The following is an 18799-nucleotide window of genomic DNA, read 5'->3' on the forward strand; positions in this document are numbered from 1 at the left end:
CGAGATCTCCCCAGGTAAGAACGCACTCCTTCCCTGCACGACCGCCGGATTTACGCCACCGACCCTTGGTCACAAGAGCTTCGCGGTTCGTTGCCCGCTCGCCCTGATCGGCATCGCCTCATATCCGGTTCTTGTCCATCGGCCCGCAGRTTCSATCCACGCTTCCTCCCCACGGTCAGTCGCCCTTCCGCAGTTGCGCTTCTCTTCGCTCGCCATGACCAGCTTACGGTGGGACTTCCACCCACAAGAATGCGCCCATGCTGGGCGCACAACTGGAAAGGCCCGGAAATTCCGGGCCTTTCGAATCCTTGAGAAGTGTGGGGCAAACGCCTCAGTTGGTCTGGCGGCGCAGGAAGGCGGGGATATCGAATTCCTCGTTTTCCTGACCGCGCTGCGCGGTCGGAACCACCCTGCCCTGATCGTCGAGATTGCCGCGGCGCGGTGCGTAGAGGCTCGCTTCGGGCGACAAGGCACGACGGGCCTGGGCGGCGGCGGCCTGTGCTTCGGCAGCCGGCACTTCGTCTTCCTTGCGGCCGAGCGATGAGGTCAGGCGCTTCAAGAGGCCCATCGGGCCACGTTCCTCGGTGTGAGTCGTGGGCGCAACACCGGCGCGATGCTCGATCTCGGCCTTCACCACGGGCGGGAAGTCCTCGACCTTCGGCATGCGGGACGTTTCAGCCTCGGCACGCACCTGCGCCATCAGCGACGGTTCGACGCGCGGCTGCGGCTGTGCGTAAACCGGCGCCGGCTCAGACTGGGGCACAGCCATGCGCGGCTGCATCTGCGGCTCGACATGCGTCTGCATCGGCGGCTGGTGCATCACCGGCGCGACCGGCTGCGGGGCAGGTTCGACGGCGGGCGACGTAAACAGACGGCTCTGCGGACGGAAGCTTTCCTGTGCCGGTGCCTGCAACTCGTTCATCAGCGGCTGGGCGACAGCAATTTCGAGCTCGCGCTCCATGTCCATCTCGGCGGCGCGAATCTGCTCCGCAATCGGATCAGGCTGATAGGCCGGCTGCTGCAGCACAGGCTGCGGCGCCACCGGCTGCGGCGTGATCACGGCGGCAGGTACCGCGGCGACCGGCTGCTGAGCCTGCACCTGGGGACGGGCAACCGGCCGTGCAACCGGCCTTACCTCAAAAGGGCGCGGATCAGCCGCTCCTGCCGCGCGATCGATACCGGTCGCGACGACAGAGACGCGGATGATGCCTTCCAATGCTTCGTCGAATGTGGCGCCGAGGATGATATTGGCGTCCGCATCGACTTCTTCGCGGATACGGGTCGCAGCCTCGTCGACTTCGAAGAGGGTCATGTCGCGACCGCCGGTGATCGAGATCAGCAGGCCCTGCGAGCCCTTCATCGAGGTCTCGTCGAGCAGCGGGTTGGCGATCGCCGCTTCCGCAGCGGCCAGAGCACGGCCCTCGCCGGATGATTCGCCGGTACCCATCATCGCACGCCCCATTTCCCGCATGATCGAGCGGACGTCGGCGAAGTCGAGATTGATCAGGCCTTCCTTGACCATGAGATCGGTGATGCAGGCAACGCCCGAATAGAGGACCTGGTCAGCCATGGCGAAGGCATCGGCGAAGGTCGTCTTGTCGTTGGCGATCCGGAAGAGGTTCTGATTCGGGATGACGATCAGGGTATCGACCGACTTCTGCAATTCGGAAATGCCGTTGTCGGCAATGCGCATGCGGCGCTGGCCTTCGAAATGGAACGGCTTGGTGACGACGCCGACCGTCAGGATGCCCTTGGAACGGGCCGCCTGCGCCACGACCGGTGCCGCACCGGTGCCGGTGCCGCCGCCCATGCCGGCGGTGACGAAGCACATATGCGTGCCAGAGAGATGATCGATGATCTCGTCGAGGCACTCCTCGGCGGCCGCGCGGCCGACTTCCGGCTGCGAGCCGGCGCCGAGACCTTCGGTCACCTGCACGCCCATCTGGATGATGCGTTCGGCGCGGGTCATCGCCAGTGCCTGCGCGTCCGTATTGGCGACGACGAAGTCGACACCTTGCAGGCCAGCGCTGATCATGTTGTTGACGGCGTTGCCGCCGCCGCCGCCGACACCGAACACCGTGATGCGAGGCTTCAGCTCGGTAATATCCGGCTTCTGCAATTTGATGGTCATGGTAACCGCCTTTCCTCTATCAGGGCCGGTCGCCATACCGGCCTCAAGTCCTTGATCGCCGGCATGCCGCCGATCCGTTGTCACTGCCAGGACGGACGCCCAAGGACGCCGTCCCGATTCCTAAGCACTTTGTCTAGCGCATGTTCATTTCCCGAAACCGGTGACCAGTTTCGGCAGACATGCGCTAGAAACTACTCTTCAGCCATTGGCCGACCCGCGCGATCCGGCCATTGCCGCCGGCCAGCGCCGACAGCATGCCTTCCGCGGCATGGATTTCGATGTCCGCGAACTGCGGGTAGATCAACAGCCCCACCGCCGTGGAGAATGCCGGTCCCTTTGCCGCAGGCGGCAGGCCCTTGATGCCCATCGGCCGGCCAATGCGGACGTTGCGGGCAAGAATCTGCCGCGCCAGATCCGGCAGGCCCGGCAGCTGGCTGGCGCCACCCGTCAGGACGACGCGCTTTCCGACGATCGGGCTGAAGCCCGAGGCGCGGATGCGGTCGCGAATCATTTCCAGCGTCTCCTCGACGCGGGCGCGCACGATCTTGCCGACCAGCCCGCGCGGGATTTGCGCCGGCTGCTCGTGATCGTCCTCGCTGATCGGCGGCACCGGAACCAGTTCGCGATCGTCGACGAGGTTGGAGAGCGCCGAACCATGCACGACCTTGATTCGCTCCGCGTCCTCGATCCTTGTGGAAAGGCCGCGCGCCAGGTCGGTGGTGATGTGATGCCCGCCCAGACCGATCGCATCGGCATGCACGAGCTTGCCCTCGGCGAAGACCGAGATCGTCGTCGTGCCGCCGCCCATGTCGATCGCGGCGCAGCCGAGTTCGAGCTCGTCGTCGACCAGTGCGGCGAGACCGGAGGCATAAGGTGTCGCCACCATGCCTTCGACGGAAAGATGCGCGCGATTGAYGCAGAGTTCGATATTCTTGACGGCCATGCGTTCGGCGGTCAACACATGCATGTCGACGCCCAGCGTATCGCCATACATCGACACCGGATCGCCGATGCCGCGCTCGCCATCGAGCGAAAAGCCGGTCGGCAGCGAATGCAATACGGCGCGCTCATTGCGCTGCGACTGCTGGCAGGCGGCGACGAGAACCTTACGGACATCGTCATTGTCGACTTCCTGGCCGCCGAGATCGATCGAGGCGGTATAGACATCGCTCTGCAGACGACCCGCCGAGACATTGACGATCAGGCTGTCGACGGTGAGCTTCGCCTGCCGCTCGGCGGTGTCGACGGCATTGCGGATAACGCTTTCGAGCGCGTCGAGATCGGAGATCACGCCGGACTTGATGCCGCGCGATTTCTGGTGGCCGATGCCGATGATCTCGATCTTGTGGGTGCGGCCCGGCAGCACTTCCGAAGGATCGCGCGGCGTCAACCGGCCGATCATGCAGACCACCTTGGTCGAGCCGATATCGAGCACCGAGACGACATGCGCCTTCTTGGAGGGCAAAGGCTTGAGGCGCGGCGTGGAACCATTGGGAGTGCGGAAAATGCTCATATCGCATCCTCCTTCTTCAGTTGCTTGGCCCGTGCTTCGACTGCCTTGGCGCGGCGCGCCGCAGCCTCCGGCGACAGTTGGATGGTGGTGCGGTCGTCAAGCCGGAAATCGACAGCAAGCACGTCGCGTTCCAGCAGTTGATGATCATGGTCAAGCTGGGAAAGCTCCGCCATCGCCCGCCCCATATTCGCCTCAGGCAGCTTGACGACGATGCCGTTGTCGAGATGCAGATCCCAGCGACGGCCGGCGACACGCACGAAAGCCTTGATGCGCTTCTTGATGTCGGGCCATTTGTCGAAGTCGGCCGTGATCTCTCCGGCGTCCGAGCCAGCATCCGTTCCGACGAAGAGCGGCAAATAGGCGAATTTGTTGTCGCGTAGCGGTGCGATCACACTGCCGTCCTTCTGGATGAGCGACAATGCATCTTCATGCTGCCAGATGCCGAACGCGGTCTTTTCCTTGAGCTTGATGTCGATCGTATCCGGATAGATCTTGCGCACCTCGGCATCGAGCACCCACGGCAGGGTCTTGAGCTTGTCGCGCGTCTCGGCGACGTCGAGCGCCATCAGCGAGGTCGTACCGTCAAGGCCGAGCCGTTCGAGGATGTCGATCTCGGAGGTCTGCGCATTGCCCGAAACCCGGACATTGTTGATCGCAAAGCCTGCCGCCGAGGTCACCGCCTGCGCCACGTCGGCCGATTCGCCGGTAATCGAAAAGGCGTAGGCGCATGTCAGTCCATAGAAGGCAAGCAGCGAAACCGTACCCGCATGCCGCGGGATATCGATACGGCCCGCCGCCAGGCTGCACAGGAAGCGCCAGCTACGCCGAAGCGGCCGCGGCAGCACCATGCGCTCGCCGCCAGACGCCGGGTCAGGCCCCAGCCAGTCCATCTTGCCCGCCGATCTAAAGGACTTCAACGCAAACACGACGCGTCCTCCACCATCCATCGAAGAAACTCACCAAAGGAATGGCCAGCATGCTGGGCCATTTCGGGCACCAGCGAGGTCGGAGTCATGCCGGGCTGGGTGTTGATTTCCAGCCAGATCAGTTCACCTTCTTCGGAGAAGCGATCGTCGTAACGGAAGTCGGATCGACTGACCCCGCGGCAACCCATCGCCTTGTGCGCCGTAAGGGCCAATGTTTGTACTTTTTGGTAAATTTTCGGTGAAATTTGTGCCGGAATCACATGTTTTGATCCACCGGATACATATTTGGAATCATAATCATAAAAGCTGTGGCCTTGCGGCACGATTTCGGTGACGCCAAGGGCGACATCACCCATCACGCCGCAGGTCAGCTCGCGCCCGGCAATATAGCGCTCGACCATGACCGTCTCGCCGTATCTCCATTCCGACGAGGTGATCACCTGCGGCGGGTGGCTCTGATCTTCCTTGACGATGACGACACCGAAGCTCGACCCCTCACGCACCGGCTTGACCACATAGGGCGGCTTCATCGGATGCGCCGAGGTGAAATCGAAGCGGCTCATCACCTTGGCTTCAGCGACAGGAATCCCATGCGTCTTGGCAATACGCTTGGCTTGAGACTTGTCCATCGCCAGCGCTGAAGCCAGCACGCCGGAATGCGTGTAAGGAATTTCGAGATATTCGAGGATACCCTGGATCGTACCGTCCTCGCCGAACGGCCCGTGTAGCGCATTGAAGGCGACAGCCGGCTTGAGGTCGGCGAGAACCGTGGCGATGTCATGCCCGACATCCACCCGGCTCACCCGATAACCTTCAGCCTCAAGCGCGTCAGCGCAGGCATTCCCCGACGAAAGGCTCACCGGCCGCTCGGAAGAGAACCCACCCAACAACACCGCGACATGCTTCGCATCCATTCACACTTCCCCAAGACTTGATCATCAGTCTAGCCATCCGCCCTTGCATGAGACTGGCGCGCCTGCGCGTCTGCTAATGCAACGGATTCGTCTCAGGGCATAAAAAACGATTAAGGTTAACGAGTGGTTTACTTTTGTTAATTTTTTGTGGGGAACTGCATGATCAGGATTTTGATTGTCCGGGCAGAGGAGCGATCTCGGAGAAGTTTCTGATCGAGACCGCGCCATCGGGAAAGTGCGCGGTATGATCGTCATAAAGCGCATCGGCGATCGGTATCATCGTTTCGTAAAACCGATCGACGCCAACCTTGTATCCAGCAACGAGCGGAATTGCAGTGCGACGCGGATCGAAGGCATAGAAAACCCTATAGGGCTGCCCGCGTGCTGAATCCGCAGTTCTCGCATATGCGCATGCCTCGAATTTTCGATCCCCGATGAGTAAGGGAAACGGCAATTGCTGACCCTTCGTCTCCAGGAGGCCAACAACTCGGTCGATATCATCCTGAACCATCTCGGCGAGGTCCTGATACCAATCGCCAAACTCATTCGTATGCTCGACAAATCCATGGCACAGAAATATCTTCCTTCAATGGAATAATATCCCGCTTGTCAGCCCGCGACGTTCGAGCACGGGCGCAGATCGAACATGAAGTTTGATTTGCCTAGGTATAACCGGGAAAATTCATCCGCCGCCGGATCTCGTCGGTGTCGAAGATCACGCAATCCCGACCCGCGTGCTTGGCGGCATAAAGCGCTCGGTCAGCACGCGATATGGTGGTCTCGACTGATTCTGCTCCACTGGCCCTGAGCGCGCCGCCGATGCTGACCGTGACCGGGATGCTGATCCCGCTGCAGCAGAATGGCTGCGCCGAGATCTGTATCCTGAGGCGTTCACCGATGTCGCGCGCCTGCTCGGCATCCGCTCCGGTCAGCAGAATGAGGAATTCCTCTCCCCCCATCCGGGCCAAAAGATCGCCCTTGCAAACCGAACCACGACAGCGATCTGTAAATTCGCGCAACACCAGATCGCCCAGCCCATGACCATACGCATCGTTGATCTGTTTGAAATGGTCGATGTCGAGCATCAGCACTGCCACGGCCGAAGACCGGTCGCTTGCGTGGCGATAAACACCTTCCGCCTCCTCGAAGAAGCGCCGCCGGTTGATCACGCCGGTCAGCGGATCGGTCTCGGCCAGCACCTTGAGCTCCCGGGCATAGGCAACCTCGCGGGTCACGTCGAGATAGAGGTTGACGTTGAAATTGCCGATCGTGCGGTGGCGGAACTGGATCGTGCGCACCATCCCGCTCTTGGTCGTGACATCGAGGTCGAACGGTGTCATCTCGCGATTTTCCGCGCGCGCCGTTGCGAGAGATGTCTCCCATAAGGTCTTGGCGTGGAGGCGATAGTCGGAATCTGGATAGACGAGCCGCCACCACTCGTCGATGTCTTCGATCTCGTCCTGCGAATAGCCGAACATCTGGTGGAAGCTCGAATTGGCAAACTGGATCTGGTCGTCGGTTCCGGCAATCTCGAAGCCGAAGGGCAGCCAGTCGAGCATGGCGATCACATTCTCCTGCCAGCCGGCAAGGGCGACCGATCCTTGCGGCGGTGCATCCATGAAGGTGAAAAGCCTGAGCGCCTCGCCCTCGACGGTAATCTTGGTGACCTGCACCATGAGCACCCGCTCCTGCCCATGTACCTGGGCACGGATGAGGAAAGGTTCGCCGGGCACGCCCTCCGGCGCGGTGTTCCAGATATGCGCGAGCAGGCTCGTGGCCTCGTCACCGACAAGCGCCTGGATGGGCGACTGGAACAGGCTCTCCTCGTCGACGCCGAAGAACACGGCGGCATTGCGGTTGGCGGCACGGATCGTCAGCGATTGCTTTTCAAGCACCACCAACGGCGCACCGACGCAGGCGAGCCAGAAATCGAGGTCCGCGCGCGACCTGCCATAGGTCGCGGTCCCGCCATCAATTGCCTTGGGTTTGGGGATGCTCATCCGATCCAGTGCCGTCCTTCGTCAGGCAGGAGCCGCACCGCGGTCAGGCGGCGTCGGCTGGGTCAGTCTCTCGATATGGGGCCATTGTCATGCAAGCCCGCTTGCCCGACGATAGAGGATCAATGTAACCAAACCGTATATTCTAATGAACGGATATGAGTTGAAGACATAGTCATCCGCGGCCTGAAGAATACACCGTCAAATGGCAATCTTGTCTTCGCCATTTTCATTCGATGGCATGATTGCGGCGATCTCTTCGGCATGAACGACCCGGTTGCGCCCCATGGCCTTGGCGACATACAGGGCCTTGTCCGCTTTGGTGAACAGCATCGAATAGCTCAGCTTGCCGTTGCCCTCGGAGACGCCGGCGGAAATGGTAACCGTGATTTCCCTACCATCGGCCTCGAATATGTGCAGCGCCATCGCCTCGCGGAAGAGATTCACTGCCTGCACCGTCTCGTCGCTGGTTTGCCGACGCAGGATGACGCCAAATTCCTCGCCGCCCAACCGGGAAACGGTGTTTTCGACGCCGAACGCGCCGCGAAGCAAATGTGACACCTCGACCAGGACATCGTCACCGGCCTTGTGGCCATGCGTGTCGTTGATCGATTTGAACCGGTCGATGTCAAACACCGCGAGCGTATAGGGTTCATCCAGTGCGGCGATCACCTCCACGAAGGCGCGGCGGTTGAGCAATCCGGTCAGCGGATCAATGCGCGACAGGCGCTCGAATTCGTCGCGCGAAACCGCGAGATCGAAAATTGCGGAACCGACGAAATAATATGCGAGGAAAGAGATCGGACCGGCCACGAATGCGGTGACGATCGTGTCCGACCACGGATTGGGCGGCAGCGCGACGTCGAAAATCCCCAGCCGCCCGAACGCCTGGTAGACGGCAAAGTTTAGGATGACGGCGGCAAGGGTCGTCCATAAGGTCCTGTGGCAGGCGAACCGAAAGACGTCCCCTCTCCGCGAGAATTCGCCAAAGGCGATCCTCTTCGCGATCCAATTTTTGAGGAAGGAAATCATCTGTACCGCCCGATAGCTCGCAGCATCTTGCCGGCCACATCTTAAGATCGGGTTGCTTAGATACGCCTAATATTAGTGTTGCCCGGCTTTTTGTCAGCCGGGCGCGGAGGCTCAGCCGGGCGTGAACGCTTTGACTTCGTAGCCGGGCATGAACAAGCCGAGGCGCTTGATCTCCCATTCGAGCAGGATGCCGGAATGCTCATAGACCCGCTGGCGCACTGTCTCACCCAGATTCTCCAGGTCGTAGCCGGAGGCGTGGCCGATATTGATCATGAAATTGCAGTGCAGAGGCGACATTTGCGCACCGCCGATCTGCAGGCCGCGGCAGCCGGCCTCGTCGATCAGCTTCCAGGCCGAATGGCCTTCCGGATTCTTGAAGGTCGAGCCGCCGGTTTTCTCACGCACGGGCTGGACCGTCTCGCGATGATGCCGCACGGCATCCATTTCACTGCGGATCTTCGCCTTGTCGTCCGCATGGCCTTCGAAGATACCGTGGGTAAAGATCAGTCCTTCGGGCGCCGCCGAATGGCGATAGGTATAATGCATGTCGGCATTGGTCAGCGTGACGCGATTGCCCCGCCGGTCGAGAGCCTCGATACCGACGATGCGGTCCTTGGTCTCGCTGCCATTGGCGCCGGCATTCATCGTAATGGCGCCGCCGATCGAGCCGGGAATACCGTAGTAGAAAGCGAACCCTCCGATGCCATGGTCGAGCGCCATGGCCGCGATGTTCTTGTCGGGGCAGATGGCACCGGCGCGGATGCGATTGTCACCAGCGAGCTCGACATCGCCGAACCCTTTGGCCGATAGTCGAAGCACGACACCCTCGATGCCGCCGTCGCGCACCAGGAGGTTGGAGCCGACGCCGATCACGGTGATCGGCACATCATCCGGCAACACCTTCAGGAACGCGGCGAGGTCGTCGACGTCATGCGGCTGAAACATCAGTTCCGCCAGTCCGCCGGCGCGAAACCAGGTCACGCGGTCCATCGGCGCATCTGGCGTCAGACGGCCCCGAACATCCTTCATTGCATCGCCCAGGCGGGCGAGCAGCTTTACACCATCAACCTGCTTCATGCCTTCCTTCCCAAAGCCGCCAGCTCCTTTGGCAGAGCGGCTGCCCAATTCGTAATGTTTCCAGCCCCCAACATTACCACGAAATCACCCGGCTGGGCGATGGCCGCAACATAGGGCGCCAAGGCCTCTGGCGTCGGCAGAAAACGGGCATCGCGATGACCGGCCGATTTGATGCGCGAGACGAGTTCTTCCGCCGTCACCCCGGGGATCGCATCCTCGCCCGCCGAATAGATCGGCGCGATAAAGATCGTGTCAGCCTCGTTGAAGCAGGAGGCAAAATCCTCGAACAGGCTCGCCACACGGCTGTAGCGATGCGGTTGGTGAACAGCGATGACGCGTCCCGTGCAGGTGTCGCGCGCGGCGCGAAGCACCGCCCTGATCTCGACCGGATGGTGGCCGTAATCGTCGAACACTTTCACGCCATTCCATTCGCCGGTGAAGGTGAAGCGGCGCTTGACGCCGGCAAAACCGGCCAGACCACGCCGGATCGCTTCCTCGCTGATGCCCAGCCGGTTTGCGACAGCGACGGCAGCGGTGGCGTTGGAGACATTGTGACGGCCGGGCATCGGCAGCGTCAGCCCATTGAGCTCGATCACCCGCCCCGTCCGGCGGCGGCGGATCTCGACATCGAACACCGAAGTGCTGCCTTCATAGCGGACATTCTTGAAACGGACATCGGCCTGCGGGTTCTCGCCATAGGTGACGACCTTACGGTCCTCGATCTTGGAAACCATCGTCTGGACTTCAGGATGGTCGAGGCACATGACGCCGAAACCATAGAACGGCACGTTCTCGACGAACTGCCGGAAGGCGGCACGGGCATTGTCGAACGTGCCGTAATGGTCGAGATGCTCCGGATCAATATTGGTGACCACGGCAACGTCGGCGGGCAGTTTCAGGAACGTGCCGTCCGATTCGTCGGCCTCGACCACCATCCACTCACCCTCGCCCATGCGCGCATTGGTGCCATAGGCATTGATGATGCCGCCGTTGATCACGGTCGGGTCAAGCCCGCCAGCTTCCAGCAACGTGCCGACCATCGACGTCGTCGTGGTCTTGCCATGCGTACCTCCGATGGCGATCGCATTGCGGAAGCGCATCAGTTCAGCCAGCATTTCGGCGCGGCGCACGACCGGCAGCAGTTTTTCACGCGCAGCGACCAGTTCAGGATTGTTCTTCCGGATCGCCGTCGACACGACCACGACTTCGGCATCGCCAAGATTCTCCGCCCTGTGGCCGACGGACACGTCGATGCCCTTGGCGCGCAGGCGCTGCACATTGGCGCTGTCGGCCTGGTCGGAGCCCTGCACCTTGTGGCCGAGATTGTGCAGCACTTCGGCAATGCCGCTCATGCCGATGCCGCCGATGCCGATGAAGTGAACGAGCCCGATGCTCTGGGGCATTTTCATACGCGAGATACCTCTTTGAATTTTGTCACCGGCTCGCCATTGGCGACCGCCTCGACCAGATCGGCGAGGATCTCTGCCGCATGCGGCTTGCCGGTTTCCCTGGCAGCAGCGGCGATGCCGGCTAGGCGCTCTGGCTCGGCCATGGCCGCGCCGATGATTTTCGAAAGCTTTTCTGCCGACAGCGCCGATTGTGCGATCACTTCCGCCCCGCCCTTGGCCTTGAGCGCCGCGGCATTGGCGGCTTGGTCATGGTCGAGCGCGTAAGGGTAAGGCACCAGCACCGATGGGCGGCCGATGACGGCGAGTTCGGAGACGGTCGAGGCGCCGGAACGGCAGATCACCAGATTGGCATTGGCGATCTTCGCCGGCATATCGCCGAAGAAGGGCGAAACCTCGGCCTGCATGCCAAGCTTTACATAGGAAGCCGTCACTGCATCCTTGTCCTCAGGCCGGGCCTGTTGAACGATGCTGAGCCGCTTGCGCAGGTCCTCGCCGAGAATGCAGACGGCCGACGGGATGGCGGTAGAGAAGAACTGCGCCCCTTGGCTGCCGCCGAAGACAACGAGATTGAACGGATCATTCGCCTCGGACGGATGATAAGGGGTCTCCGCCGCGGCGATCACGCCCGGCCGCACCGGATTGCCGGTCACCACGGTCTTCGCCGCATATCGGCCGCTGCCCTCCGGCAGGAAACCGCCGGCGATGGCCTTGACCTTGTTGGCGAGCATCTTGTTGGCGCGGCCCATGACGGCATTCTGCTCATGGATCATCGTCGGGATGTTCATGCCGGAGGCTGCGAGCAGCGGTGGCACGGTCGGGTAACCGCCGAAGCCGACCACGGCCTTGGGCTTCAGCCGCGTGAACAGCGCACGCGCCGTGCGAATGCCGCGCCAGAGCTTGTAGAGCGCCTTGGCCACCGCAATCGGATTCTTCGAACCAATGGTCGCCGAGGGTACGACATGAATGTCGTCGGCCGGAAACTTTCCGGCAAAGCGTTCCGCGCGGCTGTCCGTGACCAGATGCACCGCATAGCCGCGCGCCTTCAGCGCATGGCCCAGTGCCTCCGCCGGAAACAGATGGCCGCCGGTTCCGCCGGCTGCCAGCACGATCAAGCCTTTATCCATACCTTACTCCGCGGCCGGCAGAGCCTGGGGCGCGGAACGGAAAAGGCTGCGTTCCTGCGCGCGTTTCTCCGGCCTGTGGCGCGTCAGCGCCAGGATGAAACCGGCCGTCACGCATATGGCAATCTGCGACGATCCGCCATAGGAAATCAGCGGCAGCGTCATGCCTTTTGCCGGCAGCAGCTGCAGATTGACGCCGATATTGATGATCGACTGGAAGCCGATCTGCAGCACCAAGCCGGCCACGGCAAAGCGGGTGAAGTCGTTGCGGTCGCGGAAGGCATGCGCGAGCCCCCGCATGACGATGAAGAGATAGAGCCCCACCAGCGCCATACAGAAGATGATGCCGAATTCCTCGGCGGCGACGGAAAAGACGAAGTCGGTATGGCTGTCGGGCAGGATGCGCTTGACGATGCCTTCGCCTGGTCCCGTGCCCAGCCAATGGCCGCGCGTGATCGCATCATGGGCGGTGTCGACCTGGAACGTATTGCCCTCGCCGGTCATGAACTGGTTTATTCGACCCGCCACGTGCGGGAAGACGACATAGGCGAAGAACAGGAGGCCGCCGGCGCCAGCGGCCATGACGATGATCCAGAGCCAGGGCATGCCGGCCATGAAGAACATCGAACCCCAGACGCCAGTCGTCAGCATGGTCTGGCCGAGATCCGGCTCGGCGACCAGGAGCGCCGCAACAATGACGAAAATGAGCAGCGCGAACAGATTGCCTGGAATTTCCGGCTGCCGCTGATGTTCGGCGAACAGCCAGGCGCAGACGACGACGAAGCAGGGCTTCATGAATTCGGAAGGCTGGATTGACAGGACAGAGATCGTGATCCAGCGCCGCGAACCCTTGACCTCCATGCCGATGAACAGCACCGCCACCATCATCAGCACCATGATCACGAACATGATCATGGCCGTGCGGCGCACCTGGCGCGGCGACAGGAAGGACAGGCCGAACATCACGCCCAGCGACGGCAGCATGAACATGGCGTGCCGCTCGACGAAATGGAACGGCTCAAGCCCGATGCGCTCGGCGACGGCCGGCGACGCAGCGAAGGAGAGCATGAAGCCGATGCCGAGCAGCAGGATGAAGACGGCGAGGAAGAACCGGTCGATCGTCCAGAACCATTCAGCCAGAGGCCCTCTTTCCGCCCTGCTTACCATCCCCGTCATCCTTCTCATTCACGCCAAGAAAGGCGAATATCCCCGCGATAATGCAGAGAAATCACTTAATATCTCATTAACCACGCTGTACTTGAGCATATGCTTATAAACCGGACCCAGGCTTGTGGGTCAGATCAGCATCGAAACACCGTCGAGCCCACGGACGAGATCGACGAAATGGTCGCCACGGACTTCGAAATTCTTGAACTGGTCGAAACTGGCGCAGGCCGGCGACAGCATCACGACCGCGCCTGCCTCGTCCTTCTCGGCATCCTGTGCAGCATGCGCCACCGCCCGCTCTAGCGTGCCGGAGATTTCGTAAGCGACATCGGTGCCGAGCGTGGCGGCAAATTGCGGTGCGGCCTCGCCGATCAGATAGGCCTTGGCAATGCGGCCATAGAGCGGCTTCAGGCTGGTAATCCCACCTTCCTTGGGCAGGCCGCCGGCGATCCAGTAAATGTGCTCGTAGCTTGAGAGCGCCGGTGCTGCCGCATCCGCATTCGTCGCCTTGGAATCGTTGACGAACACCACGCTGCCACGCCGCGCCACCGGCTGCATGCGGTGCTTGAGACCCGGGAAACTCTTGAGGCCGGCGCGGATGTCATCTTCACTGACGCCGACAGCCAGGCAGGCGCCGATGGCGGCGGCTGCGTTCTGTGCATTGTGCGCGCCGCGCAGCGTCTGGATGCCGTCGAGATCGGCGACCAGCCGCGCCTTGCCGTCCGTGGCATGCATGATCTTCTGGCCATCGGCATAAAGGCCGTTCGTCACCGGATGCCGGCGGGAAATCCTCACCGTCCGTACCCCGGCCCGTTCGACCCGATCGGCAATCAGGCTGCAATAGCTATCGTCATCGCCGATGATGGCCGTCTCGGAGCCGGCAACCAGCCGCTCCTTGACGTCGGCATAGTGTTGCATCGTGCCATGCCGGTCGAGATGGTCGGGCGTCAGGTTGAGCAGGATACCGGCAGACGGATTGATCGTCGGCGCCAGATCGATCTGGTAGGACGAGCATTCGACGACATAATAGCGGTTCGCCGCCGGCGGATCGAGCGTCAGCACCGCCGTGCCGATATTGCCGCCGAGCTGCGTGTCGCGGCCGGACGACTTTAATATATGGGCAATCAGCGCCGTCGTGGTCGACTTGCCATTGGTGCCGGTAATGGCGATGAACGGGCAAGCCGGCGCATGCGCACGCCGCTCGCGGACAAAGAGCTCGACATCGCCGATGATATCGACACCGGCGGCATGCGCCAGGTCCACGGTCCAATGCGGCTTGGGATGGGTCAGCGGCACGCCCGGCGACAGCACGAAAGCGGTAAATTGCGACCAGTCCGCCTGCCGCAGATCCCCCGTGCCTAACCCCTTGGAGCTTGCCTTTTCGACCGAGTCCGGATTGTCATCCCAGGCCGTGACGATCGCGCCGCCAGCTGCAAGCGCCTCCGCCGTGGCAAGACCGGAGCCGCCGAGGCCGAACAACGCGACTTTCCTATCCCTAAGCGTGGTGATCGCAATCATTCGGGATCACCTGAGCTTGAGGGTAGCGAGGCCGACCAGCGCCAGGATCACGGCGATGATCCAGAAGCGGATCACCACCTGGCTCTCCGTCCACCCCTTCTTCTCGAAATGATGATGGATCGGCGCCATCAGGAAGACGCGCTTGCCCGTCATCTTGAAGCTCGCCACCTGAATGATGACCGACAGCGTCTCCATGACGAACACGCCGCCGATGATCGCCATGACGATCTCATGCTTGGTGGCAACAGCCACCGAACCGATCAGGCCACCGAGGGAAAGCGAACCGGTATCGCCCATGAAAATCGCTGCGGGCGGGGCATTGAACCAGAGGAAGCCCAGCCCTGCCCCGACAACGGTCGACACGACCACGGTCAATTCACCGGTGCCCGGCACGAAATTGATCTGCAGATAGTTGGCGAATACCGCATTGCCGGCGAGATAGGCGATGACGCCGAAGGAGGCGGAAGCGATCATGACGGGCACGATGGCGAGACCATCGAGACCATCGGTGAAATTCACCGCATTGCCGGCCGCAACGATGACGAAGCCGCCGAAGACGATGAAGAAATAGCCGAGGTTCAGCAGCAGGTCCTTGAAGAACGGGAAGGCCACAGACGTGTTCATATGAACATTCTCCAGCCCCATCGGCACGGTCGCCTTCATCATGAAGAATGTGGCAATGCCCGCGATGACGAATTCGGCCAAAAGCCGCATGCGGCCGGAAAAGCCGGCCGTGCTTTGCTTCGTCACCTTGAGATAGTCGTCATAGAAGCCGATCAGGCCGAAACCAAGCATGACCAGCAGGCAGGACACGACATAGACATTGCCAAGATCTGCCCAAAGCAGCGATGAGGCAACGACCGAAGCCAGGATCATCAGCCCGCCCATGGTTGGCGTGCCGGCCTTCTTGAAATGCGTCTGCGGACCATCGGCCCGGATCGGCTGGCCCTTGCCCTGCCGAATGCGCAGCGAATCGATGATCATCGGCCCGAAGAAGAAGACGAGAAGTGCAGACGTGAAGAGTGCCGCCCCTGCCCGGAAGGTGATGTACCGAAACAGGTTGAAAATCTGGAGATGATTGGACAACTCCACCAGCCAAAGCAACATCTCGACACTTTCCTCTCGATTATTCCGGCGACGCAACCGGCGCGAACTTCGCCGTCAGCGCCGCTACAATGCGTCCAAACCCGGTACCCTTAGACGACTTGACCATCAGCACATCGCCCGGGCGTATATTCTCGACGACGTAGGCGCCGAGTTCATCGGCATCGCTGCGATAGACGACGTCCTTATCGTCTCCCAGCACATCGCGCAAATGGGCCATGTCGGGTCCGGCGAGCCATATATCATCGATTCCGGATTTCTGAAGCGGTTCGGCCAGTTCCCGATGCACATCGGCTGAGAATTCTCCCATTTCCAGCATGTCGCCGAGAATGGCGATACGCCGGCCGCCCATGTCGGTATCGGAAGCCGCGAGAAGATCGATCGCCGCCCGCATCGAGGCCGGGTTGGCGTTGTAGCTTTCGTCGATCAGCGTCAACTTGCCGCCCGGTAGCGTGAGATGCACGCGCTGACCGCGCCCCTTGGCAGCGCTGACATCGGCAAAAGCGGCGATCACGCGGAACATGTCGGCACCTGTCAGATAGGCGGCGGCGAGCACGGCCACGGCATTTTCGGCGATATGGCGGCCCGGCGCATTGATCGCGACATCGACCTCCCGGTCGCCGATGGCGGCGGAGAAGATCGCGCTCTCTCCATCCTGCGTGTAGTCCAGCAGCCGGAAATCCGCCTCCGGATGGGCGCCGAAGGATGCGATATGCGCAATCCCGACCTGGGTCGCGAGCTGCCGCAGCAGTTCATACTGGCTGTTGTCGCGGTTGATGAGTGCATGCCCGCCTGGCACGATGCCCTCGAAAATCTCCGCCTTGGCGCGCGCGATCTCTTCCAGGCCGGAGAAATTGCCGAGATGGGCGGCGGCAATCGTGGTGATGATCGCCACATGCGGGCGCACCATTTTCACCAGCGGCCGGATCTCGTCCGGATGGTTCATGCCGATCTCGAACACGCCGAAATCGGCTTCGCGCGGCAGCCGCGCCAGCGTCAGCGGCACGCCCCAGTGATTGTTGAACGAGGCTGGCGAGTAATGCACCTTGCCGCAGGAAGAAAGCACCTGCCGCAGCATCTCCTTGGTCGTGGTCTTGCCGACCGAGCCGGTGACAGCGATGATATGCCCCCTCGCCCGGTCGCGCGCCGCACGGCCCAGTTTCTCCAGCGCTTCGAGCGTATCGCGCACGACGATCTTCGGCGCTGGCACGCTGCCCAGCGCCGGCAGCTTGGCTTCGCTGACGACCAGCACCGCAGCACCATTCGCAGCCGCGATATTCGCATAATCGTGACCGTCGACACGATCGCCCTTGATGGCGAAGAAAGCTTCGTTCGGCGCGATCTGGCGGCTGTCGATGCTGATGCCGGAGACGGTCATCGGCATGTGCCCCATCGGCCTGCCATGCATCGCTTCGATCATCTCTGCGGTTTCCCAGAGAAACGCCATCGCTTAGCCCCCCAATGCCTTGCGGATTTCCTCATGGTCGGAGAAGGGCAGAACCGTGGTGCCAACGATCTGCCCCTCTTCGTGCCCCTTGCCGGCGACGATCAGCGTGTCGCCGGATTTCAGCATCTTCACGGCTTGGCGGATCGCCTCATGCCGGTCGCCGATCTCGGTCGCGCCGGGTGCTGCCACCATGATCTCCGCGCGGATCGTGGCCGGCACTTCCGTACGCGGATTGTCGTCGGTGACGATGGCGACATCGGCCAGCCGCGTGGCGATCTCGCCCATGATCGGCCGCTTGCCCTTGTCGCGGTCGCCGCCGCAGCCGAACACCACGACGACGCGGCCGGTCGTGAACGGCCGGACCGAAGTCAGCACATTCTCCAGCGCCTCGGGCTTATGGGCATAATCGACATAGCAGAGCGCGCCATCCCTGGTCTGGCCAGCCAGCTCCAGCCGGCCTGGCGCGCCGCGCAGACTGTTGAGCGCTGCGAAGGCCTTGTCGGCCTGGACTCCCGTCGAGATCGCCAGCCCTGCCGCAACGATGGCATTGGCGATCTGGAAATCGCCGGCCAGCGGCAGATGCACCTCGAAAATCTCACCGTCAAAATGGATTTCCGCGACCTGCTTGTCGCGGAAATGTTCGACCCGCTTGAGCGCCAGCCAATCACCCTTGCGGCCGACGGTGCGGACATCGAGACCGGCAACGCGCGCCGCCGTTGCCGCCCTATCCGACCATTCGTCATCGGCATTGATCACCGCCGGCGCCCCCTTCGGCATCAGCGTATCGAAAAGCCGCATCTTGGCCTGGAAATATTCCTCCATCGTCGGGTGATAATCGAGATGATCGCGGCCGAGATTGGTGAAGGCCGCGGCAGACAGACGCACGCCATCGAGCCGGCGCTGGTCGAGCCCGTGGCTGGACGCTTCCATTGCCGCATGGGTGACGCCCTCATGGGCAAGTTCGGCCAGCAATTTGTGCAGCGTCACCGGATCGGGCGTGGTCAGGGAGCCGTAGTCGTTGCGGTTCGGACCGATGACGCCGGTCGTGCCGATCTGTGCGGCGGCCAGTCCCGCATGCGCCCAGATCTGCCGTGTGAAAGATGCGATGGAGGTCTTGCCCGCCGTGCCGGTGACCGCCGCCACGGTCGCCGGCTGCGCACCATAGAAGGCGGCGGCGGCAAGTGCGAGCGCCCGCCGCGGATCGGTCGAGGCGATGGCACCGGGATGGCCGGCCGCACCTGCGATCACCGCCGCAGCGCCTTTTGCCTTGGCATCCTCAATGAAGCGGGCGCCATCGGTTTTCGTGCCGGCAAGCGCGACGAACAGGTCGCCTTTTTCCACCTTGCGGCTGTCGGAGGTTATGCCGGTGACATCGATATCACCGGCAATGCCGTCCAACGGCCGCTCCAGCACGTCATCCGTGACCAAGTCCCTGAGCTTCAT

Annotated in this window: 15 protein-coding genes; all 15 read right to left on the minus strand. The window is 62.0% G+C overall.

From position 1 onward, the window contains the following. Positions 1–331: 331 nt before the first annotated feature. A complete protein-coding gene (ftsZ, locus tag AC1DYF_RS16680) occupies positions 332–2131 on the minus strand; it encodes a cell division protein FtsZ (protein ID WP_477877864.1) in 1800 nt (599 codons plus the stop codon). Positions 2132–2315: 184 nt separating this feature from the next. Further along, positions 2316–3644: a cell division protein FtsA gene (ftsA, locus tag AC1DYF_RS16685; RefSeq protein ID WP_477877865.1), complete on the minus strand. Its 1329-nt coding sequence runs from the start codon at positions 3642–3644 to the stop codon at positions 2316–2318. Beyond that, positions 3641–4534 carry a cell division protein FtsQ/DivIB gene (locus AC1DYF_RS16690; RefSeq protein WP_477877951.1) on the minus strand — a complete coding sequence of 298 codons (894 nt, stop codon included), beginning with the start codon at positions 4532–4534 and terminating at the stop codon, positions 3641–3643. Before AC1DYF_RS16690 ends, ftsA begins: the two co-directional genes overlap by 4 nt. A 23-nt stretch (positions 4535–4557) precedes the next feature. Next, on the minus strand, positions 4558–5484 hold the full coding sequence (locus AC1DYF_RS16695; protein WP_477877866.1) for a D-alanine--D-alanine ligase: 927 nt from the start codon (positions 5482–5484) through the stop codon (positions 4558–4560). Between the two features lie 163 nt (positions 5485–5647). After that, positions 5648–6064: a type II toxin-antitoxin system RelE/ParE family toxin gene (locus AC1DYF_RS16700; RefSeq protein WP_477877952.1), complete on the minus strand. Its 417-nt coding sequence runs from the start codon at positions 6062–6064 to the stop codon at positions 5648–5650. A gap of 82 nt (positions 6065–6146) precedes the next feature. Then, positions 6147–7484, minus strand: coding sequence for a sensor domain-containing diguanylate cyclase (locus AC1DYF_RS16705; RefSeq protein WP_477877867.1), 1338 nt, complete (start codon positions 7482–7484; stop codon positions 6147–6149). A 198-nt stretch (positions 7485–7682) separates the two neighbouring features. Continuing rightward, entirely contained in the window at positions 7683–8513 is an 831-nt protein-coding gene (locus AC1DYF_RS16710) for a GGDEF domain-containing protein (RefSeq protein WP_477877868.1), read from the minus strand. A gap of 111 nt (positions 8514–8624) precedes the next feature. After that, positions 8625–9590 (minus strand): UDP-N-acetylmuramate dehydrogenase, encoded by a 966-nt coding sequence (murB, locus tag AC1DYF_RS16715; RefSeq protein WP_477877869.1) that lies wholly within the window; start codon positions 9588–9590, stop codon positions 8625–8627. Then, a complete protein-coding gene (gene murC / locus AC1DYF_RS16720; protein ID WP_477877870.1) occupies positions 9587–10999 on the minus strand; it encodes a UDP-N-acetylmuramate--L-alanine ligase in 1413 nt (470 codons plus the stop codon). The genes murB and murC overlap by 4 nt, the downstream gene beginning before the upstream one ends. Next, on the minus strand, positions 10996–12123 hold the full coding sequence (gene murG / locus AC1DYF_RS16725) for an undecaprenyldiphospho-muramoylpentapeptide beta-N-acetylglucosaminyltransferase (protein WP_477877871.1): 1128 nt from the start codon (positions 12121–12123) through the stop codon (positions 10996–10998). Before murG ends, murC begins: the two co-directional genes overlap by 4 nt. Positions 12124–12126: 3 nt before the next feature. Then, entirely contained in the window at positions 12127–13287 is a 1161-nt protein-coding gene (gene ftsW / locus AC1DYF_RS16730) for a putative lipid II flippase FtsW (protein ID WP_477877872.1), read from the minus strand. Positions 13288–13416: 129 nt separating this feature from the next. Continuing rightward, on the minus strand, positions 13417–14805 hold the full coding sequence (gene murD, locus AC1DYF_RS16735) for a UDP-N-acetylmuramoyl-L-alanine--D-glutamate ligase (protein WP_477877873.1): 1389 nt from the start codon (positions 14803–14805) through the stop codon (positions 13417–13419). Positions 14806–14811: 6 nt separating this feature from the next. Further along, on the minus strand, positions 14812–15912 hold the full coding sequence (gene mraY / locus AC1DYF_RS16740; protein WP_477877874.1) for a phospho-N-acetylmuramoyl-pentapeptide-transferase: 1101 nt from the start codon (positions 15910–15912) through the stop codon (positions 14812–14814). 19 nt (positions 15913–15931) lie between these two features. Beyond that, positions 15932–17356 (minus strand): UDP-N-acetylmuramoylalanyl-D-glutamyl-2,6-diaminopimelate--D-alanyl-D-alanine ligase, encoded by a 1425-nt coding sequence (locus AC1DYF_RS16745; RefSeq protein ID WP_477877875.1) that lies wholly within the window; start codon positions 17354–17356, stop codon positions 15932–15934. A gap of 3 nt (positions 17357–17359) precedes the next feature. Beyond that, positions 17360–18799: a UDP-N-acetylmuramoyl-L-alanyl-D-glutamate--2,6-diaminopimelate ligase gene (locus tag AC1DYF_RS16750; RefSeq protein WP_477877953.1), complete on the minus strand. Its 1440-nt coding sequence runs from the start codon at positions 18797–18799 to the stop codon at positions 17360–17362.

The sequence above is a fragment of the Rhizobium sp. P2_G9 genome (genome assembly GCF_056403475.1).